Annotated in this window: 24 protein-coding genes; 6 read left to right on the top strand and 18 right to left on the bottom strand. The window is 46.7% G+C overall.

Annotation, left to right across the window (positions count from 1 at the left end):
* Positions 1 to 38: 38 nt before the first annotated feature.
* The 9 genes from AC1DOV_RS08450 to AC1DOV_RS08410 form a co-directional block, all read right to left on the bottom strand.
* Positions 39 to 839, bottom strand: coding sequence for a peptidase associated/transthyretin-like domain-containing protein (locus AC1DOV_RS08450; protein WP_477549693.1), 801 nt, complete (start codon positions 837 to 839; stop codon positions 39 to 41).
* The gene (locus tag AC1DOV_RS08445) at positions 832 to 1410 is read right to left on the bottom strand and encodes a Pvc16 family protein (protein WP_339207668.1); all 579 of its coding nucleotides are present in this window, start codon (positions 1408 to 1410) and stop codon (positions 832 to 834) included. The genes AC1DOV_RS08450 and AC1DOV_RS08445 overlap by 8 nt, the downstream gene beginning before the upstream one ends.
* 167 nt (positions 1411 to 1577) lie before the next feature.
* Positions 1578 to 3794 carry an AAA family ATPase gene (locus AC1DOV_RS08440; RefSeq protein ID WP_477549692.1) on the bottom strand — a complete coding sequence of 739 codons (2217 nt, stop codon included), beginning with the start codon at positions 3792 to 3794 and terminating at the stop codon, positions 1578 to 1580.
* Positions 3795 to 3825: 31 nt separating this feature from the next.
* Entirely contained in the window at positions 3826 to 5046 is a 1221-nt protein-coding gene (locus AC1DOV_RS08435) for a PP2C family protein-serine/threonine phosphatase (protein WP_441879060.1), read from the bottom strand.
* A 37-nt stretch (positions 5047 to 5083) separates the two neighbouring features.
* Complete coding sequence (locus tag AC1DOV_RS08430) at positions 5084 to 5428, bottom strand: STAS domain-containing protein (protein WP_441879062.1); 345 nt, start codon at positions 5426 to 5428, stop codon at positions 5084 to 5086.
* A complete protein-coding gene (locus AC1DOV_RS08425; protein WP_339207663.1) occupies positions 5425 to 5904 on the bottom strand; it encodes an ATP-binding protein in 480 nt (159 codons plus the stop codon). Before AC1DOV_RS08425 ends, AC1DOV_RS08430 begins: the two co-directional genes overlap by 4 nt.
* 133 nt (positions 5905 to 6037) lie before the next feature.
* On the bottom strand, positions 6038 to 6742 hold the full coding sequence (locus tag AC1DOV_RS08420; protein WP_339207661.1) for a response regulator transcription factor: 705 nt from the start codon (positions 6740 to 6742) through the stop codon (positions 6038 to 6040).
* Positions 6739 to 7596 (bottom strand): sensor histidine kinase, encoded by an 858-nt coding sequence (locus tag AC1DOV_RS08415; protein WP_441879065.1) that lies wholly within the window; start codon positions 7594 to 7596, stop codon positions 6739 to 6741. Before AC1DOV_RS08415 ends, AC1DOV_RS08420 begins: the two co-directional genes overlap by 4 nt.
* 23 nt (positions 7597 to 7619) lie before the next feature.
* On the bottom strand, positions 7620 to 9029 hold the full coding sequence (locus AC1DOV_RS08410; protein WP_477549691.1) for a copper resistance D family protein: 1410 nt from the start codon (positions 9027 to 9029) through the stop codon (positions 7620 to 7622).
* Positions 9030 to 9178: 149 nt separating this feature from the next.
* On the opposite strand from AC1DOV_RS08410, the gene AC1DOV_RS08405 reads away from it, so the two are divergent.
* The gene (locus tag AC1DOV_RS08405; protein ID WP_339207657.1) at positions 9179 to 9337 is read left to right on the top strand and encodes a hypothetical protein; all 159 of its coding nucleotides are present in this window, start codon (positions 9179 to 9181) and stop codon (positions 9335 to 9337) included.
* Positions 9338 to 9401: 64 nt separating this feature from the next.
* Here the strand turns inward: AC1DOV_RS08405 and AC1DOV_RS08400 are convergent, their stop codons facing one another.
* Complete coding sequence (locus AC1DOV_RS08400) at positions 9402 to 9812, bottom strand: gamma-glutamylcyclotransferase family protein (RefSeq protein ID WP_477509376.1); 411 nt, start codon at positions 9810 to 9812, stop codon at positions 9402 to 9404.
* A 74-nt stretch (positions 9813 to 9886) separates the two neighbouring features.
* On the opposite strand from AC1DOV_RS08400, the gene AC1DOV_RS08395 reads away from it, so the two are divergent.
* The 3 genes from AC1DOV_RS08395 to AC1DOV_RS08385 all read left to right on the top strand — a co-directional run bounded on the left by AC1DOV_RS08395 (position 9887) and on the right by AC1DOV_RS08385 (position 13976).
* Entirely contained in the window at positions 9887 to 10768 is an 882-nt protein-coding gene (locus tag AC1DOV_RS08395; RefSeq protein WP_477509466.1) for a helix-turn-helix domain-containing protein, read from the top strand.
* Positions 10769 to 10877: 109 nt separating this feature from the next.
* Entirely contained in the window at positions 10878 to 12164 is a 1287-nt protein-coding gene (locus AC1DOV_RS08390) for a glycoside hydrolase family 27 protein (RefSeq protein WP_477549690.1), read from the top strand.
* 432 nt (positions 12165 to 12596) lie between these two features.
* Positions 12597 to 13976 (top strand): Glu/Leu/Phe/Val family dehydrogenase, encoded by a 1380-nt coding sequence (locus tag AC1DOV_RS08385; RefSeq protein ID WP_477549689.1) that lies wholly within the window; start codon positions 12597 to 12599, stop codon positions 13974 to 13976.
* A gap of 138 nt (positions 13977 to 14114) precedes the next feature.
* Here the strand turns inward: AC1DOV_RS08385 and AC1DOV_RS08380 are convergent, their stop codons facing one another.
* Entirely contained in the window at positions 14115 to 15434 is a 1320-nt protein-coding gene (locus AC1DOV_RS08380; RefSeq protein ID WP_477549688.1) for a vWA domain-containing protein, read from the bottom strand.
* A 158-nt stretch (positions 15435 to 15592) separates the two neighbouring features.
* On the opposite strand from AC1DOV_RS08380, the gene AC1DOV_RS08375 reads away from it, so the two are divergent.
* Positions 15593 to 15895, top strand: coding sequence for a hypothetical protein (locus tag AC1DOV_RS08375; RefSeq protein ID WP_441879080.1), 303 nt, complete (start codon positions 15593 to 15595; stop codon positions 15893 to 15895).
* A 67-nt stretch (positions 15896 to 15962) separates the two neighbouring features.
* Here AC1DOV_RS08375 and AC1DOV_RS08370 read toward each other — a convergent pair whose 3' ends face one another.
* From AC1DOV_RS08370 to AC1DOV_RS08360, 3 genes are all read right to left on the bottom strand, one after another.
* The gene (locus AC1DOV_RS08370; RefSeq protein ID WP_441879082.1) at positions 15963 to 16925 is read right to left on the bottom strand and encodes an aldolase catalytic domain-containing protein; all 963 of its coding nucleotides are present in this window, start codon (positions 16923 to 16925) and stop codon (positions 15963 to 15965) included.
* 245 nt (positions 16926 to 17170) lie between these two features.
* Positions 17171 to 17917, bottom strand: a complete 747-nt coding sequence (locus AC1DOV_RS08365; RefSeq protein ID WP_477509380.1) for a GTP cyclohydrolase II — start codon at positions 17915 to 17917, stop codon at positions 17171 to 17173.
* 31 nt (positions 17918 to 17948) lie between these two features.
* Positions 17949 to 18713, bottom strand: a complete 765-nt coding sequence (locus AC1DOV_RS08360; RefSeq protein ID WP_477549687.1) for a DODA-type extradiol aromatic ring-opening family dioxygenase — start codon at positions 18711 to 18713, stop codon at positions 17949 to 17951.
* 147 nt (positions 18714 to 18860) lie between these two features.
* Between AC1DOV_RS08360 and AC1DOV_RS08355 the strand changes: the two genes are divergently transcribed.
* Positions 18861 to 19184, top strand: a complete 324-nt coding sequence (locus AC1DOV_RS08355) for a winged helix-turn-helix transcriptional regulator (RefSeq protein ID WP_076267930.1) — start codon at positions 18861 to 18863, stop codon at positions 19182 to 19184.
* A gap of 71 nt (positions 19185 to 19255) precedes the next feature.
* Here the strand turns inward: AC1DOV_RS08355 and AC1DOV_RS08350 are convergent, their stop codons facing one another.
* The 4 genes from AC1DOV_RS08350 to kdpA are packed head-to-tail and all read right to left on the bottom strand — an operon-like array spanning position 19256 to position 25953.
* Positions 19256 to 21577: a histidine kinase gene (locus AC1DOV_RS08350; protein WP_477509382.1), complete on the bottom strand. Its 2322-nt coding sequence runs from the start codon at positions 21575 to 21577 to the stop codon at positions 19256 to 19258.
* Positions 21578 to 21581: 4 nt separating this feature from the next.
* Positions 21582 to 22190 (bottom strand): potassium-transporting ATPase subunit KdpC, encoded by a 609-nt coding sequence (gene kdpC / locus AC1DOV_RS08345; RefSeq protein ID WP_477509383.1) that lies wholly within the window; start codon positions 22188 to 22190, stop codon positions 21582 to 21584.
* 31 nt (positions 22191 to 22221) lie between these two features.
* Entirely contained in the window at positions 22222 to 24255 is a 2034-nt protein-coding gene (gene kdpB, locus AC1DOV_RS08340; protein ID WP_477549686.1) for a potassium-transporting ATPase subunit KdpB, read from the bottom strand.
* A gap of 18 nt (positions 24256 to 24273) precedes the next feature.
* Positions 24274 to 25953 carry a potassium-transporting ATPase subunit KdpA gene (kdpA, locus tag AC1DOV_RS08335; RefSeq protein WP_477549685.1) on the bottom strand — a complete coding sequence of 560 codons (1680 nt, stop codon included), beginning with the start codon at positions 25951 to 25953 and terminating at the stop codon, positions 24274 to 24276.
* Positions 25954 to 25956: the final 3 nt, after the last annotated feature.

Raw genomic sequence — 25956 nt, 5'->3', positions numbered from 1 at the left:
ACCCCAAGACCAATTGGAATGCGTCAGAATAGTTAATCCTACAGAAGGACTAAAGTCTGCGCTGATACTACTTTACCCGCTTGCGCCGTCAACTCGGTCGCAGCGCTGCCATGTTCATTCATTGCAAACACTTTGATAGGAAAGCTGGTGGGCAATATGCCGCGGAATGGAAGAATAACGATACCGTTATTTGCACTGCTCGTTTGAACAGCAGGCAATAATAGCGCGCCTCTTCGATAGTTTTCCTGCAATGGCTGCTCGAATCGCAGTCCATTGCCGGGCAAAATCTCAGCTACACGCACAAGCTCCTCATTGCCTTGACCGCGAAGCAGTAAGCTCTCGCCTGCAACCGTCTGTCCCTGCAACTGCCCCACTGCTGCTGTATCTGCACCAGCAAGCAGCGAATCTTGCATAATTCTACCTCGTGCTGCGGCATCCTCGCATATGTAAGCCCAAACCTCAGCATCAGCACAAGGTCTGCTAGCAGCATCACATAACTCAAAGGTGACAGCTGTCGAATCTGCAGGATAAGCATATTTGGGACTAGGCAAAAGCGGTACTGTAATCATTGGGTATAATTTTGAAATAGAAGCGGTTTCAATCTGTTTCCTGTAGGGTATAAATACAGATGAGGTAACGGAGAGCACATAGCTGCCAGAGGGAAGATCAAGAAACAGAAAGGTCCCGTCAGACTTCCGAATGGGTTTCTTATGAATGCCCTCAAGTGAAACGGATAACGCCGAAGGTGCAAGCAGCCTTCTTGTCCATACGTCAACTGGCGATACAACAAGCGAGCAGCGAGTTACCCTCGTTGAACGATGGTGTGACATATTAGCCACCGTCCTTTTCCTCAAGCACAATATGACGCTCGACAACTCGCGAAACCGGCTTCACACGATTCGAATCGAGCATGACTGGGCCTACGCGATAGACGACAGAAAGCTTGTACGGCGTATCACCGAACTGCCAAAGCTTCAGTAAATCTTCGCCTTCCATGCTGACTAGACTCATCCTTATCGCACCGTTTCCTTCAGCAAGCGTGCCTTCAAGATATGTACCGCTGAGCACGGCATTATCATAAAAGACCTGCATAGCACGACCTAATATCCGATGCTCGTCCAATGCACGCGTTAATCGATTCGCACTCGAATGCGCTGTCATTAAAAAATAAAAATCAAGCGCCTGCGGCGGGTACTGAAGCACACCTCCACGATCCACCATGCCCGTCCGGCGAGATTCGCCATTTTCCTTAACGTTGAACAAAAACAAGGAAAGAGCTAGATCGCCTGCATCCCGGGGCGAAGCCATTCCGATCAACTCGGGACGCGGCACTGGGTCAGGCGTAAGATGATCACGTAGCAAGCGCAGCATGCTGGCTTCCAAATCCGCAATAACCGTATATCCACCCATCAGCCTATCACTCCCAAAAAAATCAAAATGGTATTCGATTTCTATTATAGCTTCTCTACTACCAATTGACTACGCAAAATTACTCAATTTATGTCAATTTTCCTGACTTCGCGAACCAAATTCAGTAAAATTACTACATTTTACAACAAATTATTGAGAAAAACTTGCTAGTTATATGGTTCGAACGATTCTTTCACGACAATTTTCCCCATCTTGTGGAGCTCTTGGCGTGTCGCACGGACCATATGCCTCATGCCGATTAAAGCTTGCTCTGAGGCAGCCATAAACGCGGCAGACAGGACAATATTTTTAATATGACCGCCCGATGCATCGATGCGCGCTGCTAGAAATGACAGATCAAGGTCAGGATCAAGCGGCGCATCCTTAGGCAGCAGCGAGCGGAAAATTTGCTCCCGATGGGCTGCATCCGGGAATGGAAAGTTAACGATTACCTGCATTCTTCGCAAAAAAGCTTCGTCCATATTTTGCAGTAAATTGGTTGCTAGAATCGAGATACCCTCGAAACTTTCAATGCGCTGCAGAAGATAGGATGCCTCCATATTCGCGAATCTATCATTTGAATCTTTTACTTCCGTTCGTTTGCCGAACAAGGAGTCTCCTTCGTCAAAAAACAGGACAGCGCCGCTGCTTTCCGCTTCTGCGAACAGCTCTCTCAAGTTTTTTTCCGTTTCTCCGATATATTTGCTCACAACGCGTGACAGATCAATACGGTAAAGCTCTAGACCCATCTCTCCCGCAACGACCTCGGCTGCCATCGTTTTACCCGTGCCAGGAGGCCCAGCAAACAACATGCTTAAACCTCGACCATAAGGAAGCTTATGACCAAAGCCCCATCGATTAAACACCGTTTCGCTATGCTTATGCCTGCTGCACGCATCCTTAAGAAGCTCCAGCGGCTCCTCTGGCAATATCAGATCATCCCATCGCCGAACTAGCCGTTGCTTCTCCGCAAGCTCGGACAAACGATGCTGAACCTGTGTTCGCGAGCCATGGGCATAATCATCAAGTGTAGGGAACTCGTTCTTGTGATGGTAAGCTAGGCGATCTGCTTGTTTGCTCATTCCCTCGATCTGCCCAGCTGTAAAAGCATACTTATCGGCTAAATGTCTGAGCAGACTACGATCCGCTCTTTCATCGCTGCAGCGCTGCCAGAGCTGCAATCGCACTTCTGCGTTAGGAACATGCACAGTGTGGCTCGTTAATGCAGAAAACGCTGGAAGCGGCAGCTGTGAGGCACGCCTTTCTACACGCGTCAGCCATAACACGACAGGGAGCCTTGCTAATTCTATATAGTTAGTAAGCGCCTTGCGAACCCTTTCCTGCTGATGAGGCCAGCCCTCAGCTGCGCTTCTTTCACCCTCCCCCTCATCGAAGCATAAAACAGCTACAGATAAGAGCGATTCACGTACAAGATTGTTCAACTGCTCCGTCATCGCATCTTCATCCTTAGCAAGCTTGTCTAGCTTGACAAGCAGCAGCGGCTGCTCCAAAGACTGAGCCAGATGTCTGGCATGCAGCTTTTTGCCGGCGCCCGAAGGTCCGCTTAACTGAATAAACGGTATTTCATACTGCTCATTCTCATCATCTTGAGTGAATGCTTTGTCTCCCTTGAAGGATCGTTCCCTTTGCACAATTTGCAGCAGCATGTCTTGAAGCTCGAAATTAAACGCCAGCTCTGGAGCTGACCTCGCCCCATCGTATAAGGTACAAACGTCTTCAATTCTGGAATCCAGCTTTTCAGTATCCAGCAGAAACGAGATAATACGGGCGTCCATGCGCAGCGGCTGCTTCAGCATGCTTCTCTCAGCGGGTACTGCCGCTCTGCCTGATCTCAGCACAAATCTGCCAAGGGTCGAATAACCTGCGAGCAGCGAACGAGCATGATAAAACTCTTCTTTCGAATCTCCTAACAATCGCAGCGCAAGCTCCGCAGTAGGCACCCGCAGCGTAACGTCGTCATTCAAATAGCCAAACCAGCTTTCATAACGTGAATCAAGCTCAGCTGCAAGGCATAACATAACGCAGCGTTTTTCCCATGTCGAAAGACGAAGAGTCCATGACAAATAAGCGAACGGGAGCCTTGCTCCCTCGCTTACGCTGTCATGGATATGATGTGAAAACTGTCGTTCCGCTTCTAAGCGAAATTGTCTAAACGAAGCTAATGTATCTTCTTCCTGTAAAGACTCGTTTCCTAGAAACGATCGTTCTATATCGATAGCATTAACGACGAGGCCGCGCATTGACATTGGCGTTTGACCATCGATTTCCTTGCTCTCAAAATCTGCAAGAAGAACTCGCAGCCCTTGTTCCAGCAAAGCGAGCTCGTCACGTAAATAATCGAATCCTGTTTCATAAAATCGCATGATGGTTCACCCTTATATGAATGCATTACGCTTATCGGCGCATGAGGCAAAGTACCGCAATATCGTCGGATTGTGGAGCTCCGTCCGCGAACATGAACACGTCCATCAGCAGCGCATCGATGATTTCAGCGCTAGAATAACCGGACGTTTGAGATAAGAAATTTTGTAAACGACTAGTGGAATACTGCTCTTGCAGTTCGTTCTCAGCCTCGGTAATACCATCGGTGTAGAGGACAAAACGATCGCCATGCTCAAGCTCGATGGTCTGATTCCGATAAGTGAATTCCGGGAAAGAACCAAGCGGGATGCCTTTGGGGAGCTTAATCGGCAGAACGGAGCCGTCCGCTTTGACAATGTAAGGAGTACAATGTCCGCCATCGCTAAGCACAACCTCGCCAGTCGCAATGTTCAGCACGCCGCATATGATCGTTGCGAATAGCTGCGCATTGTCCGTACAAAGCTCATCGTTGACCATTTCCAGCAGCTCGCCTGGCGACAGCTTCGCATTCATTTTCCCTTTAATTAACGAAAGCGTCATCGCCATGAACAGCGCAGCCGGTATTCCTTTATCCGACACGTCACCTAGTGTGAAAAACAGATGCTCCTCGTCTATTTTGAAAAAGTTGTAGAAGTCGCCTCCTACCTCTTTCGCTGACTTCAACAGTGCACAAACGTCAAAAGGTTCATTTGCGGAAGGCATTGTCGTAGGAAGAAAGCTGAGCTGAATGCTGCCGGCAATTTGCAGCTCATTCTCAAGGCGATCCTTGAGTGCTGTTGCCATTTGCAGCTCCCCCACCGACTCCTCAAGCGCTTCATAGAGTCTAGCATTATCCAGTGCCAATGCCAGCGGCCTTGCGAACTGAGTAAGCGTCTCATGATCTGCCCTACTAAATCGAGCTCCTCCGATCTTAGCGGTTGCTTCCAGAACACCCACCTTGCGGCCTCTCGCCATCATCGGCACGCTTACTTTGTCACCGACGCTATGATCCATGGTTTTTGTAAGCTCATTATCTTGCGAATCCCAGTCATCGACCAGACCAACCGCTGCCTCTTCTGCGAATATAAGCTGCTTCGCTGCTGCATTTACCGAATTTATAAGCTCCGGCTGATGCAGCGAGGAATGAACCTGCGTGCTTAAATCAAACAGCATTTCCGCACGCCTCAGCTTTGCGGTAAGACGACGATTGCAAACGAATAAATATGCCGCAGCGCCAAGGCCCGCAGCTCCGAATATTAAATAGAGTACTGACAAGACCGTTACCGCCTCTCTAGCTTCAGCTGAACCATCATTAAGCCCCTGCTCCCAGTTTGACTAGCGCTTCTTCCCGTGTCTTCGCCATATCCAATATCGTTGTAAAACCCGACATTTCAAATACATCATAGACTTGCTCGCCGAGACATGCGCAAACCATCTGTCCTTTAGAGGCTCTAAGCTTCTTAGCCGCCACCAGTATAACGCGCAGTCCCGCACTGCTTATGTATTGCAAATCCGTAAAATCAAAAATAAATTGCTGCTTGCCTTCTGCAAATAGCTTCAAGAAAGCTTGCTCCGCTATCGTCGCATTATTTCCATCCAATCTTCCCTCTAGTGGAATAATCGTAATGCCATTTAACTCCGTTGCTTGAATGTTCATATGTCTGCTTCCTCCCGCTTATCGCCATTGCTATTAAGTACGAATTGCTTGCGCATGCGGAAGCGATTCAAACCGCCCGCATATTCATAATGAATGTCATCCATTAACCTTTTCACAAAAAAAATACCCAAGCCGCCAATCGGACGATCCTCCAGCTCGAGCTCTAATAGTGCTCTAGGATCAGCCTCCTGCAGCGGATTAAAGGGAACGCCCCCGTCTTCTATTTTCACTTCAACGCTGGTTGGTGAAGCTTGAATAATGACGTCAATATGATGCTCTCCCCCAGATGGGAAGCCGTAGTTTACAATGTTGATGACAAGCTCCTCGCATGCTAGAGACAAGTCGAGAACTGCGCGTTCAGACCAGCCCGCCTCGGCACCGATTTGTTCAAGCCCTTCATTCAGACGCTGAAGCTCATCCAGCCGATTGTACAGCTTAATTTCACGATCGATGGGAAATTGCCAATCGTTCGACATTTACTACCCCCCAAATTGAATCTGACCTATACGAGCAGAAACTAAGCAAGATATGAATCTAGTAGTTCTACGAATTTTGTTGGAATCCTGCTATTTTTGTCGAATAGTTTGAAGTGCATCCTCAGCAAAAGTTTTAACGTTCAACAAGCCCCTGCTCAAAGGCGTAAATCGTCAACTGTACGCGATTAGCGAGATGAAGCTTTTGCAAAATATTTTTCAGATGGTTTTTTACCGTATGCTCCGACAAGCACAGCTCGCCTGCAATTTCACGATTGGAAGCGCCTGTAGCCACCCGCTCAAGCACTTCTTTCTCCCGGTCGGTCAGCGGAGTCGTAATAATAGACGCATTTTTATCCAGCGTTTGAGGTTTATTCACAAGATGCTTCGTCTCCTGCGGCTTCATTTTCGAAAATTCCTGCAGCATGCGAAAGGCAAGCTCCTTCGACATCGGTGCTTCATCTAAAGATATCGCTCGCAAATATTCCATCCATGAGGATGGCGCAAGATTTTTGAGCAAATAACCCTGCGCTCCTCGCTTAATCGCTTCGAATAAATTAGTAATGTCATCGGAGACCGTGACCATGACAATTTTTAATGAGGGCATGAGCAGCTTCAGCCGCTGCGTCGCTTCGAGTCCGCCAATGCCAGGCATATTAATGTCCATAAGCACCAAATCGGGCTGTAATTCTTCAATCGCAGCGATTGCCTCCTCGCCGCTTGCCGCTTCCCCTATTACTTCAAATGAGTCATCGCTTAATACTATATCGCGTATGCCTTCCCGGCCGTGGGGATGGTCATCTACTAAAAAAACGCGTACCTTAGCCGTTTTATCCGTCATTTGGCATCACTCCTTCCGATGATTTCGACTTTTGTGCCCTGCGGTTTCGTCTGCTGTACCGTCATCGTCCAGCCCATCGCAGCTGCTCGCTCCTGCATCATTTTGACCCCATACTTGCCTTTGCCGTGAAGCTTCTCCTTCTCAGCCCCTATACCATCATCGAGAATGGAGCAGCGGAAAGTATTTGGCGTCATATCGGAGCTTCCGACTCCTTCACCTTGAATGACAATTTGTTTTGCTTTCGCATGCTTCTGTACGTTCATAAGAGCCTCACGCATAATGGCCAGTAATTCGACCTTCTGCTTATAGGACAACAAGCCGTCCTGTACATGCCACTCCACTGTTGTTTGAATGCCCGAGGTCTGTTCCATCTCAACGGTTAAATGGTGGATGCTTTGCATCCATGACATATCGGCTGGTAAAGGCGCATCGTGTAAATTGGCAATAGATTGTCTGACGTCATCATATACATGCCTCACGGTTTTTCTAATCTGATCCGTCGTTTGCTGTGCATCAGAAGCGGACTCCGCCCGCTCCAGCTTGTCCAGCTTAACCGATAGCATAAACAACGATTGTGATATGCCATCATGAAGCTCGCGAGCGAGCTGCTCACGTTCCTCAAGAGCCGCCTTGACAATACGCTCGCGCTGCAGCGTCTCTTGCGTTTGCTCCAGCTTAGCGAATAACGCACGGAGCAGCGTCAGCGAAATAATAAAAACAAAAACAGGCGCGAGCAAATTGCCGAGATCCATCGAAATGAACGGGAGCAGCAGTGCGTGGCGCAAATATTCCCATAGCCCGATAGCGACCGTCGGAATCCATAAAATTAGCCATTTCAGCCATTTATACGACATCTGCTCAGCTCCCTTTCTCCCCATTAGTCATTCCGAAACGGAATCAACTGCTTCGTTTCTGCGCCGGTCTGATCCGTAATGATCAGTTCTGCTTCCCATGCCCCGCGTGTAGGCAGCTCGAACTTATCGGATTCATAATCCGTTTCTAAAAATCCTGGGAAAGCTAAATAATTTTCCCCGCTGGCGCCGCGCACTGGAACGTTGATATCCGCTTTGTTCGGATTGTCCGGCGTACGAAGCAGAAATTGTACAGATGCCGGCGATCCAAGCGTCTTAGGCAGCCAGATTTTTAATTTAACGTCATTTGGACCAGGCCCATTTGGCGTTATGATTACCGTGTAATGGAGCGTTTCACCCATTTTATGATAGGATAACGGCTCTGTATCTGGAACCGGACTTACATAAGTGAAGATGCTTGCAAGAATCAGCACCAAAGCCATCAAAAGTCCATCCAGCTTCAGCAGCTTGCCGTTAGGCAGCTTTTGCTGTTTGGCGCGCCTATGCAGCAGAAATCCAACGCAAGCAACAATCAGTACCAATCCTGATTTGGCAAGCAGCATGAACCCCCAGCTTGTATAAAACAAATAGCGCCAGCTTGGCAGAAGAAGTGCTGTCATGCCAATTCCACTAATCGATAGCAGCACGATTGTCAGCCATGCGACCTTCGTAAATCGCTCGGCGAATCTCCCTGCCTCCTTGCGATCAGTCCGCCACAATAGCAATAGCAGCATTAATCCGCCAGCCCACAAAGCAGAGCAGACGATATGTATGAAGTCGAACACAATAGCAAACGTATTGCTTGGAAGTGCATTAACATGCCCATTAAAGCTTTCAACCGCAATAAGCAGCAGAGCCCAAATCATTTTGAGTGAATCATGCATTCGCAGAACCGTAAATCCAAGCAGCGAAAGTACGATCAGTGCAAGCCACGATTGTCCGGTGGACGTCTCCGTCAGCAAGCGGACCCATTCATTCGAATTACCGCCGTCATATCCCTTCATTAATTGACTCGCATGAACAAATACGAATAGCAACACGGCAAGCAGCAATCCTCTAAGCGAATAGATGCTCCATTTTTGCACGAGCTTGCTCAGAGTGGATTCCTCATCCTTTGGCAGCGTTATGGACCAAAGCATTAATCCAGCAGCGAACATAAAGGCAGCATAATAAATCGCTCTAACCGTGTAAAATAAAGCTTGCGAAACGGTTATTCCTGCTTCTGATTGTGTCCCGTCCGAATGATTATGGCCAACCTGCTTGTGAGGATCAAAATTTGTTTCTTCCATTCCGGAATACAGCTGTGCAAAAGCCTGCGGCGGCGATACCCACAAAGAAGCAGCAGCGGCGATCAGAAGAAACAATAGTACCATTGCCATATATTTCGCCCATCTGCCGGACGCCATTTGTTTTAGTTGGAGCAAATATTTTCCCATAGATGTCACATCCCTTTATGTCATACTGTTTCAGTGTACTCGACCGCTCTAAAAAGAACAATTGCAGTTCGGTCAAGCAAAAAAGTATAGCAACCTACTTTTATGCCCATTCTACTATTAAAACCATGAATTTAAGGACGTGAACCCTAATGATGGACAAGGACTATCATCTCGCTGAATTAAATAACCAAAGCGATGCGCTCGATGCCATTCGCAAGCTGGAGCAGCAATTGACTAAAACTTATGGCTCAGAAGTCGCATTAATTGCTTATGCCGCAGACGCAGATAATGAAAAAGATAAAGCCTAAACAGCATATTAAGGCGTAATCAACGGCATGGCTCCTGTGCAATTCACAGAGGCTATGTCTTTTTTTATAAAATGCCCCTTATTTTACGAGCGAAAAATAGCGGCCAGTATTCATCCGCGATTGCCGGGCAGCCTCTATCGGATTCCCAAACGTACACCCAGCCTGAAACAAGCTTATCCTTTGCGTCAGCAACCCATACCCTTTCATAATCATTTTGCTCCTCGTGACCATAAAATTGCTCGAGCTCATCCATGGATGCAAGTCCTTCTCTATCGACGACTATCCATTGACCGCTTATAATACTATTGCACTCTTTAGCAATAGCATCTCGAACGGCCGCTGGATAATCTCCGCAATCCACCAGTCTCCCTGCGATCTTTCCAGGTCGAATCGATTGCACATAGGATGAAACAAAATGATGATTGCTTTGACCAGGCAGTAACGAACCGTAAATAAAAACAGGTATTTGCCGCATCTCTTCTCGAGCACCTTCCATCATGAAATACTAGATTGAAAATCCGTCTTCCTTCGAGGTGATTATTCCAAGTGATGATGAATCAGCCCTACGGTGTATATGGTTATCGATTTCAAGACCCGCCGCAGCTTCCCATCTATCAGTTATTTGCAACCGGCTATCAAGAGGTAACAGAGACTAACTACTACTGGGACGGGATGAAACGAATTGACGGCCCGCTTTACTTATTCCAATATACCGTCTCCGGCTTCGGTCAATTCAGACTCGGGGATGAAACACATGATCTCTATGCAGGCAATGCTTTCCTTGTAGAAATCCCTGGAGATCATCACTATTGCTTGCCGCAGTCGAGCGACCACTGGACTTTTTATTTTGTATTATTCCGCCAGCAGCATATGCAAGCGCTGTGGTCTGAGCTGCTGCATGCCGTCGGTGCCACACCAACATTTGAGCCTATAAGCGCTGTCGTTCGCAGCCTTCAACATTTATATGCAGAGGCTCGCAGCAATCGTATTCAGAACAGCTACCAAGCATCATCTCTTATTTATCGTCTTATGATGGAACTGCTGCAATCAAGTACGCTGCAGCAGCAGGAGAAAATGAATTGGCCGCTACAAATTAAGCAGGCAACAGCTTATATGGAAGCTGAATTCCATCGTTTGCAAAGCTTAGATGATGTCGCAGCTGCGGCTGGATTGTCTAAATATTATTTTACGCGAATGTTCACGAAGACGACAGGCATGTCACCAATGGACTTTGTAACGAAGCTCCGAATCGAGAAGGCTGTTCAGCTGCTTAGGAGCAGCAGCCTCACGGTCGAAGAAATCGCTCATACGGTTGGTTACTCGAGCGGCAGCTACTTTAGTAAAGTATTTCGAAGCCGCGTCGGCTTCCCTCCTGCTGATTTCCGCTTAGCCAAGGAGCTTCCTTCAATCGATCGTTTACAGTTCGATTGAAGAGCAATATTTTACATATCAACGCAATAAATTACGCTAGTCATCGACTAACGTTTCGTTTTACGATTGTCGTATAGAGCAATATTACGATAAGAGAGGACGAAATCAAATGTATACAACTTCCAAACATCATCACTATGCAGCAACTCCGCCTATGGGCTGGAACAGCTGGGACTGCTATGGCGCAAGTGTGAGAGAAGACGAGGTTCGCGGAAATGCGGCATATATGGCCGAACATCTGCGAGATTATGGCTGGGAATATGTCATTGTTGATATTCAGTGGTATGAGCCAGGGGCAAATTCATCCCAATATCGTCCTTTCGTTCCGCTTGAGATGGATGAGTATTCCCGCTTGCAGCCCGCAGCTAACCGATTTCCATCCGCTGCGAACGGTCAAGGCTTCAAACCTCTAGCTGATTATGTTCATTCACTCGGGCTGAAATTCGGTATCCATATGATGAGGGGCATTCCTCGTCAAGCCGTTCATGCAGACACCAGCCTGCTTGGAACAAACATAACCGCTCGCCAGATTGCACATCCGAATTCGATCTGCCCGTGGAACACAGACATGTATGGCGTTGATGCTTCCAAAGACGGCGCACAGCAATATTATAATTCGTTATTTGATTTATACGCTTCATGGGGAGTCGATTTCGTTAAAGTGGATGATATTGCCGCTTCCAGAATTTACGGCATTCATTTGGATGAAATCAAGCTTATTCATCACGCAATAGAACAATGCGGCAGACCGATGGTGCTTAGCCTATCGCCTGGTCCTGCTCCTCTCGAACATGCGGGTGCGCTTGCAGAGCATGCGAATATGTGGCGAATGACAGATGATTACTGGGATTTGTGGCACCTGCTTTATGAGATGTTTGAGCGCTGCGAGAAGTGGGCGCCGCATGCTCGGGATGGAGCATGGCCGGATTGTGATATGCTGCCGCTGGGGCATTTGGGCATTCGTTCTGTGGATGGCGGAGGCAGCGATCGTTGGACAAGATTTACACGGGACGAGCAGGTAACGATGATGTCGCTATGGGCTATTTTCCGATCGCCGCTTATGTTTGGCGGTGAAATGCGGGACAACGACGAATGGACGCTGTCATTGCTCACAAATGAGGAAGTATTATCCCTTCATCGGAATGGACGCGGTGCACGCCAGCTTTATCGAGAACAGGACCGTATTGCATGGACAGCACAGGGCGATGATGCATTGTACGTTGCTTTGTTTAATGCGAGTGATCAAGAGGATACGGTTGCCGTGACGCTTGCGCAGCTTGGTTTAGCCGATGCTCCGCTCGTACGCAATCTTTGGACACAAGAGAATCTCGGGAGCTTGAAAGAGCTGTCATTCTCTCTGCCTCCACACGGATCGTTATTGCTCAAATTAACATAGCATATTTAATGATCACGCTCGGCCGCCAATTGTTTATTCTAACAGGAATTTCTGCTGTTAAACTCGCTCAAATGCTGCTTCTACCATGCTTGAAACGGAAAAACTCCCGTTAATTTCTGCAAAAGACCACTAATGAGTCATTTGCATCGAAATAAGCTGGAGTTTTTCCTATTATTTGTGTTGCAAGGCGTTTATTCGCTAATATAACGGGAAGTTTTCCTGTTACCCAGCTTAATAAGAGTGGATTCGAAGCTGAATCCCTATCATTTGGTAACTATTCGCACATCAAGCTTTCCCTAGTTTTGGCTTATAACGTTCCAATATGTTACAGTTAGAGTTCAAGTGCTAGCGTATCTGCCTCATATCCTTTGGCAATTATACGCTGCAGCTTGATAAAATCTCATTCCTGAATACATAGGAGGTCGTTTAGTTATGGCAAGCCAAACAGGAGCCATCGTACAGCAATCCTTAAACGCACTAATGGGAGACCCTGCTTTTTTACCAAATTTACAAGCTCAAGCACGTGAGCAAGCATTCTTATCCCTTGCTGCTATTCTTTCCACGCCAAATAAAGTTCATAAAGCTTTTTTGCGCATTACGGTAGATAACGGCAATGTCGTTCGAATTCCGGCCTATCGCATACAGCATAACGATACACTCGGGCCTTATAAAGGCGGAATTCGGTTTCACGAATCCGTAAGCGAAGATGAAGTAACCAATCTAGCTGCGCTAATGACGCTCAAAAACGCGCTTCACGAGGTGCCTTTCGGCGGAGGTAAAGGTGGAGTCGTTATTAATCCACGCTCCTATTCCGCTAGAGAGCTTTATCTCATTTGCAAAAAATATGTGCAATATTTCAGTGACGTGCTCGGGCCTGACAAAGATATTCCGGCACCTGATATGGGAACCGGCGAGCGTGAAATGGACTGGATGATGGCCGAGTACAAAAGCATTCATCCTGGTCACCCTTACCTCGGTAGCTTCACCGGCAAAAGCGTCATTAACGGCGGATCTTTGGGCCGCAGAGAAGCAACCGGAAAAGGCGTTTATTTCACTTTCCGTTACATGCTTTATGATTTTCTTAAAGAGCAAAGCAGCTGGCTCGCCGGCAGCACAAACCCGTTTGTGCAAACCGCGTTAGCGCATGCGGACAAGCCGCTGTCGATCGCCGTTCAAGGCTTCGGCAATGTTGGTTCAGTCGCTGCAATGGAAGCATATAAATGCTCTTATTTGAACAATAAAGTAGTAGCTGTAAGCGATCGCAACGTCACGTTGTACAATCCAGACGGTCTTTCTATTCCTTCATTGCTTGAATACGCATCGACTCACCAAGGTGATTTGCCTTCGGACGAAGCCGCACTGTCTGAGCTTGATATGAAAGCCCAAATTCTTGGCCGCGAAGAGGTCCTTTATTTAGATGTAGATGTGCTTATTCTTGCCGCACTTGAGGAGCAAGTTCGCAAGGACAATGTCGATCAAGTAAAAGCCCACATCATTGTAGAAGGTGCGAATGCCCCTGTCACTGGCGAGGCTGATGAGGTGCTGACTGCAAAGGGCACCATCATCATTCCCGATATCCTTGCAAACGCCGGCGGTGTTATCGTTTCTTATTTCGAATGGCTGCAAGGGAGAGAAACCCAATTTTTTACCGAGGAACAGGTCTATAAAATGTTGTATGAGAAAATGCAATCAACGTTAAACGGCATCCTGCCCGCTTTCTTCGGCGATCCTTTGCCACTCCGTCAAAATTGTTATAATCACGCGGTTATGAAGCTGTCAACCGTGCTGTATCGTCAAGGCAAGCTTTATTAACATGCCTTCCTGACTAGGTATCTGCATGCTCCTTTAAGAGCTTCTTAGTCATAAATGTGACTTTACAGATTCAAATAAAGGGCAATCCCTCAACCAGCTTTGGCTGCCGAGGAATTGCCCTTTTTATAATGAAGAAAACTACTGCTGAACATAACGATTAATGACTTCAACAAGCAAATCATTGAGCAGCTTAACCTCATATTCGCCTACTGCTGGCTCTAGGTGATCACTGCCGATACCGCTGTCATCGGTTAAAAACAAATAGGTGCCGCCCGTCGCCGTTGCCATGAAACGCATCAAATACTCCGTCTCTGCACTCACTCCGCTAGAAGCTACAGGTATAATTCTAACCCCTTGCTCTGCCGCATCCTCTGTAAGCTGCTTTATCTCGTCGATAACCTGTGGTTCATCATGAGGCGGTGCGTCTAGAACGAGAAACAGCAAACGCGCTCTAGCCTCCTTGCTCCACTCATGCTCATGAAGCGCATCGCGCAGCGCCTGATCAACAGCCTCGGGATAATCTCCGCCCCCATCCGCCTTTTGCTTGCTAAATTGATCTATCACTTTATTTATGTCCCTAGTGAAAGGATACGGCTTTACGATATAATCATCATGCTTGTCTTTGTAAAAGTTTGCGCTAATACGAATGCCAAGCTGATTTGCATGCTCATCGGACACTCGCTTCACAACATCCTTAAGCTCCGCTTCCAAATAATTTAGCTCATCTTCCATGGAGCCTGTCGTATCCACAACAAACATGATGTCTACCTGATCTGACAGCGCTGTACTTTTACTTAAATCAACTTTAATGCTGCCTTGCTGTGGGATGTTCATCTCCTGCGTCGTCTTGCTTTCTTGACCCGATTGCACTTTAACAGTATAACGGCCTAAGTTCGCCGTATCACTTTCAAATAAACCTGCATACACATAGGCTCTGCCCTCCGTATTTGTACGCGCCTTCCATATCGCCTTCTTGCCTGCGTACAGTTCTACCTGTGCATCAGACACTGCTTTGCCTCCAGCTGTGACGATAACCTCAAGGCGGTTAAAATTCCAGAACTGCCATACCCGCTTGCTGCTATCCCCTTCTTGCGAGTTGAGTAAATTGCCAAAACGATCCCAAGCAGCTATATCATCCCATTCGCCAGCAGTTAGTTGCCCGGCCTGCTCTATTTTGTCTGGATTTGAATACCCGCGTTTGCCCCCCTCTTTTTGTCTTAGAGGCTCCACACTAATGGATTTTCGATCCTCACCACTTGTAGTTTCTTCTCCTTTGCCCGGAGCTACACTCTCCGAACTGCTTTTGTATTCCATGTCTCGGTTACCACTGTTCGAGGCATCATTCTTAGAGGAAGAGCACGCACTTAATACAAGAACCAGAGCCAGCAAAACAACGGAAATCCAACCCAATCTTTTTCTTTGTCTAACATCCTTGTTGAGAGAATGACCCGCTTTCATTCCTTCAGCCCCTTTTTATTTATATTTACGTTTCCTAATCTGACGATTATTGGAAGTGTAATGTTGCATTAATAAGCCAGTAACATTACAATCGTTAACAGACATGCTGCGAGTCCCATGATCGACTGCATGAAGCAATTATTCAGGAGGACTTCACCTTGGAAACATTCGAATTAATCGCATTTGAAATGACATATCAGCAAAAGACGATTCAGCTTTCCTTTACTTCCGCTGAGCTCGTTCGAGTTACGGAGTATGGGGATCGATTATGGTACGTAGATATAAATGGCGTTGGCGATCGTGAGCTATTAGCATGGTTTGGCAGAAATGAGGATATCGGAATTGAGCTTACTGCTGTCGCCAGCAGTGGGCAAACCTTCCGAGGCAAAGGCTATTTTCATCCAAATGAGCCTCATCAAGCTGCTGCTGTTCGGGGCGATGGCGAGCTGCTTGAAACATAATTCACACAAAAAAAGAAGCTAAGATAAGTCATGTTAATGACTTGCCTTAGCTTCTTTTGATTTATTATTATTTGCCGTGAGCAATTTCAGGCGTTGTAAGGCGATCATAAAACTCTACGCCTTTGTCTTTGTCTGCAGAATCACGAAGCGCCATAGCGGAACGTGGATGCTCATCCAAAATACCTGTAATCATGTAAGGAATGATGTAACCCCATTCTTCCTTCTCGCGAAGCGGAACCATGTACTTCTCGATCATATCAAGGACAGGACGGATGTTGTATTTCGTGTTTTGAAGCTCGGATACCAATAGCTCCGTGTTGCAGTTGCCCGCTGCGCGGCCCATGCCATAAACAGATGCATCAAGCAGCTCAACGCCATGTTCTGCTGCTAGAAGCGTGTTAGCAAATGCAAGTTGCAAATTGTTGTGTGCGTGAACGCCTAGACGTTTGTTAGGCAAATGCTGACGGAACTTGTCAACAAGGTAGCTCATATCGCTTGGCTTCAAGCTGCCATAGGAGTCAACGACGTAAACAACGTCAACTACGCTCTCATTGATAAGCTGGAAAGCTTCAATAAGCTGGTTCTCCATCACGTTAGAGAGTGCCATAATGTTAATTGTCGTTTCATATCCGCGATCATGGAATACTTTAACCAGCTCAAGCGCTTTATCTACATCTTGGATGTAGCAAGCAACGCGAATCAGATCAAGCAAGCTCTCGCTGCGCGGCAAAATGTCGTTCTCGTCAACACGACCGATATCAACAAGTGCGGAAAGCTTCGTATTTCCTTTGTTAGGAATAACTTTTTTCAAGAAATCATCATTTAGAAAACGCCAAGGTCCTGCACTTTCAGCACCCTTAAGCAGTTTTGGAGAGTTTTTGTAGCCGATTTCCATATAATCGACGCCGGCTTCGTTCAAGCTTTGGTACAAATGCTGAACGAACTCGACACTAAAATCCCAATTATTTACGAGTCCGCCATCACGGATCGTGCAGTCAACAATTTTACAGTGGCTTGTTTTTGATTGCATGCTTTGTTACTCCTTTGATGTGAACATGAGTTCATTTTATCTCATCATACTTGAAAAGAATGAGGAACGCAAAATAATTTTGTCGTTTTATGGTTAATTTAGAAGCAGTTTTGTCTAGTCTGCAAACACCTTCTAGGTTAGCGATAGGACATCTACTTTGACTATTATGACCAATGTTCAGACAAAAAAGCCGTCTCAACGATTTAACGCTGAAACCGGCTTCTTTGACTGCTTTCACAAATAAATTATTTAACAAGCGTATGAGGCTCTTGTCCATAATGACCCGATCGCTTCATTTTCGTTTGGATATATTTTTCATTATAAGTAGAGGAATTTCCCCATAATGGCACTCTTCCCGCCACGTTCATGCCCGATTTGCGCAGTGCATCCACTTTCCGCGGATTGTTGGTAATAATCGATACTGGGTGCTTCCTCAGCAGCTTCAGTACAGCAATTGCATCACTATAATCACGCGAATCATCTGCGAAACCAAGCTCTGTATTCGCATCAACCGTATCGAGCCCATCCTCTTGAAGCAAGTAGGCAATCGCTTTACTGAACAAACCGATTCCACGGCCCTCGTGATTGGCTAAATAAAAGAGCGCCCCCGTGCCATGCTCTATAATGATCCGCATCGATTGCTTTAACTGAAAGCCGCAATCACATCTTGCGCTTCCGAAGATATCGCCTGTATGACAGATGCTGTGCATCCGAATTAGCGCGTCTTCATTATTTTCAAAATCGCCATATACAAGAACGCTCGATTGCTGCAGATCCGCATAAGAGAAACGATTTAAATCATCTACTAGTTGCTCGGGAGACAGCTCCTCGCCTGCTTCTTTGCGGAGCCAGCTATACCAATGAAAAATCTTAGTTTCTCCGTCAAGGTCGACGGGAAGCTTCACAGGACCGATCACATAAATGTCATCATTGCCGCTTTGCGTTCGTTTTAGTTTGTTTTTAATAAGTGCTGCTATATTAGGTTTAATCATGCTAGTTCACCTTCTCTAAAAGTATACGCAATTAAAATTGCATGCATAAGTAGCTCAGCGTACCAAATTCATAGCTTCGATAAATGACCTTTGGAGCTGACTCTGGGCTGCCGCTGCCTAAAGCTATATATAATGGAACAAAATGTTCTGCACGGGGTACTGCCATTTTAGCATGCGGAGCAAGCTGTTCATACTGAAATAGCGAATTTGTATCGTGCTTATCCATTTTTTCTATTAGCCAATCATCAAACTGGACAGCCCAGCTCTCCGGCTCCTTCTGTCCCCAGTTTACAGCACGAAGATTATGAACGGTCACGCCGCTGCCAATGAGCAAAATATTTTGTGAGCTTAAGCTTCGCAGCGCCTCGCCAATTCGGAACTGCTCCTCCGGAGCACGATATGGATTTACAGAAATCTGCACGACAGGAATATCTGCCTTCGGGAACATATGCTTCAGCATCGTCCATGAGCCATGATCCAGTCCTCTTTCATTATCATATGCTACCTGAATATTATTTTCGCTCAGCAAATGGCCAACATGCTCAGCGACTCTTACTGAGCCTTTAGCAGCATATTTGATCTGGTAGAGCTCATCAGGAAAACCATAAAAGTCATAAATCGTTTCATATACATCATCCTTGGATGAAATCGTAACGATGTCCGTCTCCCAATGCGCCGTGAAAATAACGATCGCATCCGGCTTTAGATTCGCACCTGTTTGTTTCAGAAATTCGCTATATTCATTTTGCTCGACAGCGAGCATCGGTGATCCATGCGCTAGAAATAAAGGATTCATTGCGGTACCTCCTTAAATTCACTTACTATTTGTAACTAATTATAATTTTATAACTAAAGATAGTCAAGTAATTAACATTATCCAAGTGTGCTTGTATAAATAAGATATTGGAGTTATACTTATTAGAAGTAAAAAGAGGTGATGCGCATGGATCAATCTAACCTTTGTCCCCGTTTTCAGAAGGGAATGGAACTTATAAGCAAGCGTTGGACCGGCCTTATTATATTCCAGCTTTTGTCCGGCCCGCAGCGCTTCTGCGCCGTTCAGTCCGCCCTTCCGATCAGCGGCAGATTGCTGTCAGAACGTTTCAAAGAGCTTGAGAATGAAGGTATTGTCGATAGACATGTATACCCTGAAATACCTGTACGCATAGAATATTCATTAACGGAAAAAGGCCTTGCTCTTGAGCCGATTATCCGTGAAATACAAGTGTGGTCTCAAGATTGGATTGAACCGATAACCAAAGTCTAATCCATCCTACACAGCATAAAAGGGATTATCTGCTCAGCCGGGTTTAAGCGCTAAGTAGATATTCCCTTTTTTTAACATTTATCCGTAATCCGGTTCGCCACAATGAGCATATCCATATGACGGCCGGCTTGCAGCAATTCACGGACAATATTGCCGCGAAAGCTTGCATACCACGCCTTTCTGCTAGGCTGCCCGACGATAAGCTGCGTTGCTTTGATGCGATTGGCTGCCGTTAGAAGCGTACCCGCTATATGCTCCCTGCTCTCCGCTTTGGACATTTCAAATACTCCACCAAGCCTCTCGGTCAGCTTCATCAACAGATCACGCTTATTGATCGCCTCGTCTGTCCAAGGTGCGCCATCCTGCACATGATGCACATGCCACTGCGCCTTCAGGCGATACGCGATGCGGAAGCCCCGCCGAATAAGCCGCTCTGCGTCCGCGAGAATATCAATGCCGACAAAGATGACCTCTCTTCGGCGCAGCGTTCCACGCAGCGTCTGATTGCGATCCCATGCTTCAAGCCGTTCATCTACATCATCAGCAAGCTCGCGAAGGGCAAGCTCTCGCAGCGCAATTAAATTGCCCGTCGTGAAAAAAGCACCAAGCGCTTGTTCCACTTTAGCTTTGGCATATATTTTCCCATCTCTCATACGCTGCTGCAGCATTTGCGGTGTCACATCGATCAGCTCTACTTGATCTGCCAGCCTTATAATCGCATCGGGTACCGTTTCTCTAACACGAACGCCAGTAACCTGTTCTATGGCGTCATTCAAGCTTTCAATATGCTGCACATTCATCGTCGAAACAACCGATATTCCCTTCTGCAGCAAATAAATGACATCCTCATAACGCTTTTTCCTCAAGCTGCCCGGCACATTCGTATGAGCTAGCTCATCCACCAGCACAACATCGGGATTTCTGCTAACTATCGCTTCAACATCCATTTCTTCGAGCTGAGTACCTCGATATTGAATCGTTTGCCTAGCGATAATCGGCAGATCTCCAATCTGCTTCAATGTATCCTCGCGCCCATGTGTTTCCACGATGCCAATAACGACATCTATACCTTTCTGATACATCATGTTCGCTTCAGCAAGCATCCGATACGTTTTCCCGACGCCAGGAGCCGCCCCGATATACAGATTGAAGCTGCCTCTTCTCATGGACTCCATTTGCTGCTCGCGCTCATCTGGGCTGAACCTTCGAAACAATGCTTTCCGCGAATCACTTCTTTGCTTAACAGGCAAAATCCGCTCGCCTTCTTGCTCTGAGCGGTCTGCCATAAGAAATAAATCGATCTGCTTGAGCTTGCGCAGCACGCTGTCAACAATTGAGCCCTGTTTCAGCTGCTGCCATCTGCTCTGCTTGGAATGGCCCATAACGATACGAGTAACCTGATGCTCCTCCGCGTACCTTACTAGAGCGGACGGCAAACGACGGCGGCTTTGCAACGGCAGCTCCTCAAATGTGCCCCCTACTTTAACGGTAAGCTTCTTTATTGAAGCTTTAAAAGCCTGCTCTTCCTTGGACAGTTTTTTTTGCGGCTCTTTAAAGGAAACGACTACGACATCTCCATTAAGCCTGCGGGCAATTTGCTGCCCTCTTCTTACATATAAAGAGCCGTTCCAATGATATTGTGCAGTTACCAGAATACGCTCGGAAGCACCCGACGGACCCGTGAGCCCCATCTCCTCCCGATGCTTCTCCAGCGACTCATTGACTCCCTCTGCGACGAGCCGCAGCGACAGCTCTCGCAGCACTGCAAGATTTCCCCGCAGGGAAATTGCAGGATCTGGCTTTACGCCAAGCGTTCCATCCTCAAACCGCTTAAGCATCGTTTCAGGCGATACATCAATTAGCCTAACCTCATCAGCAAGCTCAAGCGTATGAGCAGGAACGGTGCAGCTCGGACGAATTCCCGTCCATTTGAGAACAGCCTGATTTACACCCTCGAGCTCATACACATTGATTGTCGTAATAACGCTTATGCCCTTGCCAAGCAAAAAAATAATATCTTCTAGCCGCGTTTGAAACTTTGCATCTTCTCGATTGCGATGGGCTAGCCCATCTATGAGCAGCACCTCAGCGTCCCTCTCTACCAAAGCATCCAGATCTAGATCCTTTTGCTCTGCACCATCCTTCTGCCAATGGATGCTTGGCACACGCTCGAAAGGTTCAATCAATTCAAGCGTCTCCGGACTCTGCGGCCTAGGAACCGCGCAAAGGACAACATCAATGCCATCTCGCTTCAACTCTGTTCCTTCTCGCAGCATATGATACGTTTTGCCTGAACCGCTCACCGCTCCAATGAGTATTTTCAGACGTCCTTGATGCAGCTTTGCGATGGAGAGTAGCAGCTCCTCTGGCGTTTTCTTTTTCAGCGGAGCCATATGGCTATTCCCCCAACATTTTTGACAATGCGATATTCAGCTTCAACACATTAACCCGTTCGTCACCGAAAACGCCTAAATCGCGGCCTTCCGTATTTGCTTTAACCAATTGCTCAAGCTCTGCTGGCGATACGCCGGTCAGCTTGCTGATTCTTGCGATCTGTACATCAGCCGACTGCGGCGTAATATGCGGATCAAGACCAGAGCCTGAGTTCGTAATTAAAGCGATCGGCAGCTGGGAAACCGGTACATCTGGATTTTGTGCCTTCCAAGCCTCAATGGAAGCTTTGGTCCTTTCGATTAGAGTTGGATTGGATGGTCCAAAATTGTTCGATCCAGAACCGGCAGCATTATAGTCAATGCTTGATACACGTCCTTGAAACCATTTCGGATCAACAAAGCTTTGGCCGATCAGCTCTGAACCAACGACTTGGCCAGAGCTATCCTTTATAAGGCTTCCATTCGCTTGCTTAGGGAACAGCAGCTGAGCTGCTCCCGTGCTTGCAAGCGGGTAAATAATGCCGCAAATAATCATAAATATGATGCTGATTCGCAAAGGTATCATTAACGATGACAACTGGAATCGTGAAGCGTTTTTCGCTTGTTCATTCATATAGGTAAGCCTTCTTTCGTGTATGGTTATATTAAATCCATAAATGCACTGCAAAGTCGATGAGTTTAATGCCAACGAACGGAACAATGACACCGCCCAGACCATAAATGAATACGTTGCGGCTAAGCAATTTGGCTCCGCTCATCGGTTTGTACGCTACGCCTTTAATGGCAAGCGGGATAAGCAGCGGAATAATAATCGCGTTAAAAATAAGCGCCGACAGTATAGCAGACAATGGAGAGCCTAAATTCATAATATTTAGAACGCCCATCTCGGGAATGGCAAGCATGAACATCGCTGGAATGATTGCAAAATATTTGGCGATATCATTAGCGATACTAAAAGTCGTCAGTGCCCCTCTTGTCATAAGCAGCTGCTTGCCGATAGCAATGACTTCAATAATTTTGGAAGGGTCCGAATCCAAGTCCACCATATTGGCAGCTTCTTTTGCAGCAATCGTCCCGCTGTTCATAGCAAGACCCACATCCGCTTGGGCAAGTGCAGGAGCATCGTTTGTACCGTCACCAGTCATCGCAACCATTTTTCCTTCGGCTTGTTCACGGCGTATAACAGCTATTTTATCTTCCGGCCTGCTCTCCGCAATAAAATCGTCGACTCCCGCTTCATGTGCGATGGTTGCTGCAGTAAGCGGATTGTCTCCCGTACACATAATCGTTTTGATGCCCATTTCACGCAGCTGATCGAATCTTTCCTTCATTCCTGGCTTAACGGTATCCTTCAAATAGATAACACCAAAGATTTGGTTATCAACAGCTACTGCGAGCGGTGTACCGCCTAATGTAGCAATCGTATTCGAAATATTTTCTAAATCGGATGGGATGGTCCCGCCCTGTGAAGCTACCCACTTCCGAACCGCATCGACAGAGCCCTTCCGAACTCGGCGGCCGTTTGCCAGATCAATACCGCTCATTCGCGTCTCTGCTTTGAATTCAATAAATTCGCCGCCTTCCGCAAGTGAAGCATCATAGCTTAAGCCCTGCTTCTTCATCCATTCAAGCACAGAACGGCCTTCAGGCGTTTCATCCTTAAGCGAGCTGATAGCTGCCCAACCCGATAAAGTTTGAAGATTGCTGCCTCCGACAGGCACAAGCTCGCTTGCCATCCGGTTGCCGAACGTGATCGTTCCTGTTTTATCCAAGATCATCGTATTAATGTCGCCTGCTGCTTCAACAGCCTTACCTGACATAGCCAGTACATTAAACTGAGTTACTCTATCCATCCCAGCAATGCCGATTGCTGATAATAATCCGCCGATGGTCGTCGGAATCAAACATACAAGCAGCGCGATTAATACTGGAATTTCTAAGTGGATACCCAAATAGTCAGCGATTGGTGCCAACGTAACAACTACAATTAAGAAAATAATCGTTAAGCTAGTCAAAAGTGTATTGAGCGCAATTTCATTAGGCGTCTTCTGACGTTTCGCTCCTTCAACAAGGGCAATCATCCGATCGATGAATGACTCCCCGGGGTCACTCGTCATGCGCACTTTAATTTTGTCACTCACAACCCTTGTACCGCCTGTAACCGAGCTGAAATCTCCTCCAGCTTCTTTAATAACTGGCGCCGATTCACCTGTAATCGCTGATTCATCTACGGAAGCCAGCCCTTCAATGACCTCGCCATCACCAGGAATCATCTCACCTTGGGAGACGATGAAAATATCGCCTTTGCGGAGCTCCGTTGATGATACGACTACAATAGAGCTGCCGACGAGCTTATTGGCACTCATTTCCTGCTTAGATTTTTTGAGCGAATTGGCCTGTGCCTTGCCTCTGCCCTCTGCAATGGCTTCAGCAAAGTTTGCGAACAGCAGCGTGAAAAGCAGGATGAAAAACACGGTAATATTAAAGCCTATGCGTTCTTGAGAATTAAAGTAATTTGGAAAAATAGTCATCAGCAGAACGATAACCGTCCCTACCTCGACAACAAACATAACGGGATTTTTCATCATCGTAACTGGATTTAATTTCACAAAGCTATCGATGACGGCATGTTTAACCGCATCTCCCGACAGCAAATTATTCTTCTTATTTTTATTCATTATCGTTCACCTCATCCGTTAGCGGAGTATCAAATATTCTGCAACCGGCCCAAGCACGATGACCGGCAAGAAGGTTAATGCACCAATTAAAAGAACAGTACCAATTAGTAGTACAGTGAAAAGTCCATTATCTGTACGGAACGTCCCGATTGTTTCTGGAACAGGCTGCTTGCGAACAAGAGATCCAGCAACCGCAAGCATCGCAATCATCGAAATATAGCGGCCGGTCAGCATGACTAGCCCAGTACTAATATTCCAGAACGGCGTATTGTCGCCTAATCCCTCAAAGCCGGAGCCATTATTCGCTGCCGATGACGTATATTCGTAAAGCACCTGGCTAATGCCGTGGAACCCTGGATTCGTTATCGCCCCATGGCCCAAATCCGTCATAAAAGCAATGGCGGTAGGCACTAATATAATGAAAGGATGAACTAGAATCGCTATCGCTATCAGTTTCATTTCTCGCGGCTCTACTTTTCGGCCCAGAAACTCTGGCGTTCGCCCTACCATCAGCCCGCATATAAACACAGCTAGTATGGCGTACATGAGCATATTGATAAGCCCTACTCCCTTGCCTCCAAAGACGACATTAAGCATCATTTCAGCAAGCGGAACCAAGCCGCCAAGCGGTGTAAGCGTGTCATGCATATTGTTGACGGTACCCGTTGTCGCAGCGGCTGTTACCGTTGTGAACAGTGCCGATTGCGCGATACCGAACCTTACTTCCTTGCCCTCCATGCTTCCTTGAGTAGCATCGATTCCTAGTGCGCTTATTGCAGGATTGCCTGTTTTCTCCGATGTGTAAGCAAGGCTTAGAAACACTAGAAACAAACACATCATGGCAGAGAATACAACCCAGCCTTGCTTTTTGTTTTTAGCAAAAAGACCAAATGCATACGGCAGCGAAGCCGGCAGCGCCCACATCGACAAGATTTGAATCACATTCGTTAATGGATTTGGGTTTTCAAATGGATGAGCCGAGTTCACTCCAAAAAAACCGCCGCCGTTTGTGCCCAAATGTTTGATGGATTCAAGCGAAGCTACAGGACCGATTGCAATTTGCTGCATGGCTCCCTCTAGCGTTTTAATTGTAAATGTCGGATCAAGCGTTTGCGGCACCTGAAGAGCGACAAGCACTAGCGTGATAATAAAGGAAATCGGAAGAAAAATCCTTGTGTGTGCTTTTACAAAATCCTCGAAAAAGTTGCCGATCGTCGTTCCTTTACTCGTAATCCCACGAACAAACGCGATGGCAACCGAGAAGCCCGTCGCCGCTGACGTGAACATCATCATCATGATGACCGCCATTTGGGAGAAATAAGATAAGGCACTTTCCCCGCTGTAATGCTGTAGATTCGTATTGGTAATAAAGCTGATGACTGTATTGAAAGTCAGTGTAGGCTCCATGGCTGCCATGCCATTTGGATTAAACGGCAGTGCATTTTGGAACCGCAATATCAAATAGCTGAAAGCAACTAAAATTAAATTGGTTGCAACAAAGCTGAGTGCGTATATCTTCCAACTCATGCCCTCTCTTTTTTTGAGACCAATAAGCTTAAATATAAATCGCTCCGTCCCTCCGAATACTTTGTCTAACCGATTGTGTTCATTTGAGAACACATGATAGACGTAAGTACCAAGCGGCTTAACTAACAATACAAGAACGGCAATGACGATAAGCAATTGTAAAATATCCATCTT

The sequence above is a fragment of the Paenibacillus sp. 01T47 genome (genome assembly GCF_056398245.1).
Note: the sequence above shows the minus strand (reverse complement) of the source record. Positions and strands in the feature narration are given on the sequence as shown.

Coding starts and splice junctions, on each gene's coding strand:
- AC1DOV_RS08445 (WP_339207668.1), bottom strand. CDS start 1,410: ATGGGTGGATATACGGTTATTGCGGATTTGGAAGCCAGCATGCTGCGC.
- AC1DOV_RS08440 (WP_477549692.1), bottom strand. CDS start 3,794: ATGCGATTTTATGAAACAGGATTCGATTATTTACGTGACGAGCTCGCT.
- AC1DOV_RS08430 (WP_441879062.1), bottom strand. CDS start 5,428: ATGAACATTCAAGCAACGGAGTTAAATGGCATTACGATTATTCCACTA.
- AC1DOV_RS08425 (WP_339207663.1), bottom strand. CDS start 5,904: ATGTCGAACGATTGGCAATTTCCCATCGATCGTGAAATTAAGCTGTAC.
- AC1DOV_RS08420 (WP_339207661.1), bottom strand. CDS start 6,742: ATGACGGATAAAACGGCTAAGGTACGCGTTTTTTTAGTAGATGACCAT.
- AC1DOV_RS08415 (WP_441879065.1), bottom strand. CDS start 7,596: ATGTCGTATAAATGGCTGAAATGGCTAATTTTATGGATTCCGACGGTC.
- AC1DOV_RS08410 (WP_477549691.1), bottom strand. CDS start 9,029: ATGGGAAAATATTTGCTCCAACTAAAACAAATGGCGTCCGGCAGATGG.
- AC1DOV_RS08405 (WP_339207657.1), top strand. CDS start 9,179: ATGATGGACAAGGACTATCATCTCGCTGAATTAAATAACCAAAGCGAT.
- AC1DOV_RS08400 (WP_477509376.1), bottom strand. CDS start 9,812: ATGCGGCAAATACCTGTTTTTATTTACGGTTCGTTACTGCCTGGTCAA.
- AC1DOV_RS08395 (WP_477509466.1), top strand. CDS start 9,887: ATGATGAATCAGCCCTACGGTGTATATGGTTATCGATTTCAAGACCCG.
- AC1DOV_RS08390 (WP_477549690.1), top strand. CDS start 10,878: ATGTATACAACTTCCAAACATCATCACTATGCAGCAACTCCGCCTATG.
- AC1DOV_RS08385 (WP_477549689.1), top strand. CDS start 12,597: ATGGCAAGCCAAACAGGAGCCATCGTACAGCAATCCTTAAACGCACTA.
- AC1DOV_RS08380 (WP_477549688.1), bottom strand. CDS start 15,434: ATGAAAGCGGGTCATTCTCTCAACAAGGATGTTAGACAAAGAAAAAGA.
- AC1DOV_RS08370 (WP_441879082.1), bottom strand. CDS start 16,925: ATGCAATCAAAAACAAGCCACTGTAAAATTGTTGACTGCACGATCCGT.
- AC1DOV_RS08365 (WP_477509380.1), bottom strand. CDS start 17,917: ATGATTAAACCTAATATAGCAGCACTTATTAAAAACAAACTAAAACGA.
- AC1DOV_RS08360 (WP_477549687.1), bottom strand. CDS start 18,713: ATGAATCCTTTATTTCTAGCGCATGGATCACCGATGCTCGCTGTCGAG.
- AC1DOV_RS08355 (WP_076267930.1), top strand. CDS start 18,861: ATGGATCAATCTAACCTTTGTCCCCGTTTTCAGAAGGGAATGGAACTT.
- AC1DOV_RS08350 (WP_477509382.1), bottom strand. CDS start 21,577: ATGGCTCCGCTGAAAAAGAAAACGCCAGAGGAGCTGCTACTCTCCATC.
- kdpC (WP_477509383.1), bottom strand. CDS start 22,190: ATGAATGAACAAGCGAAAAACGCTTCACGATTCCAGTTGTCATCGTTA.
- kdpB (WP_477549686.1), bottom strand. CDS start 24,255: ATGAATAAAAATAAGAAGAATAATTTGCTGTCGGGAGATGCGGTTAAA.
- kdpA (WP_477549685.1), bottom strand. CDS start 25,953: ATGGATATTTTACAATTGCTTATCGTCATTGCCGTTCTTGTATTGTTA.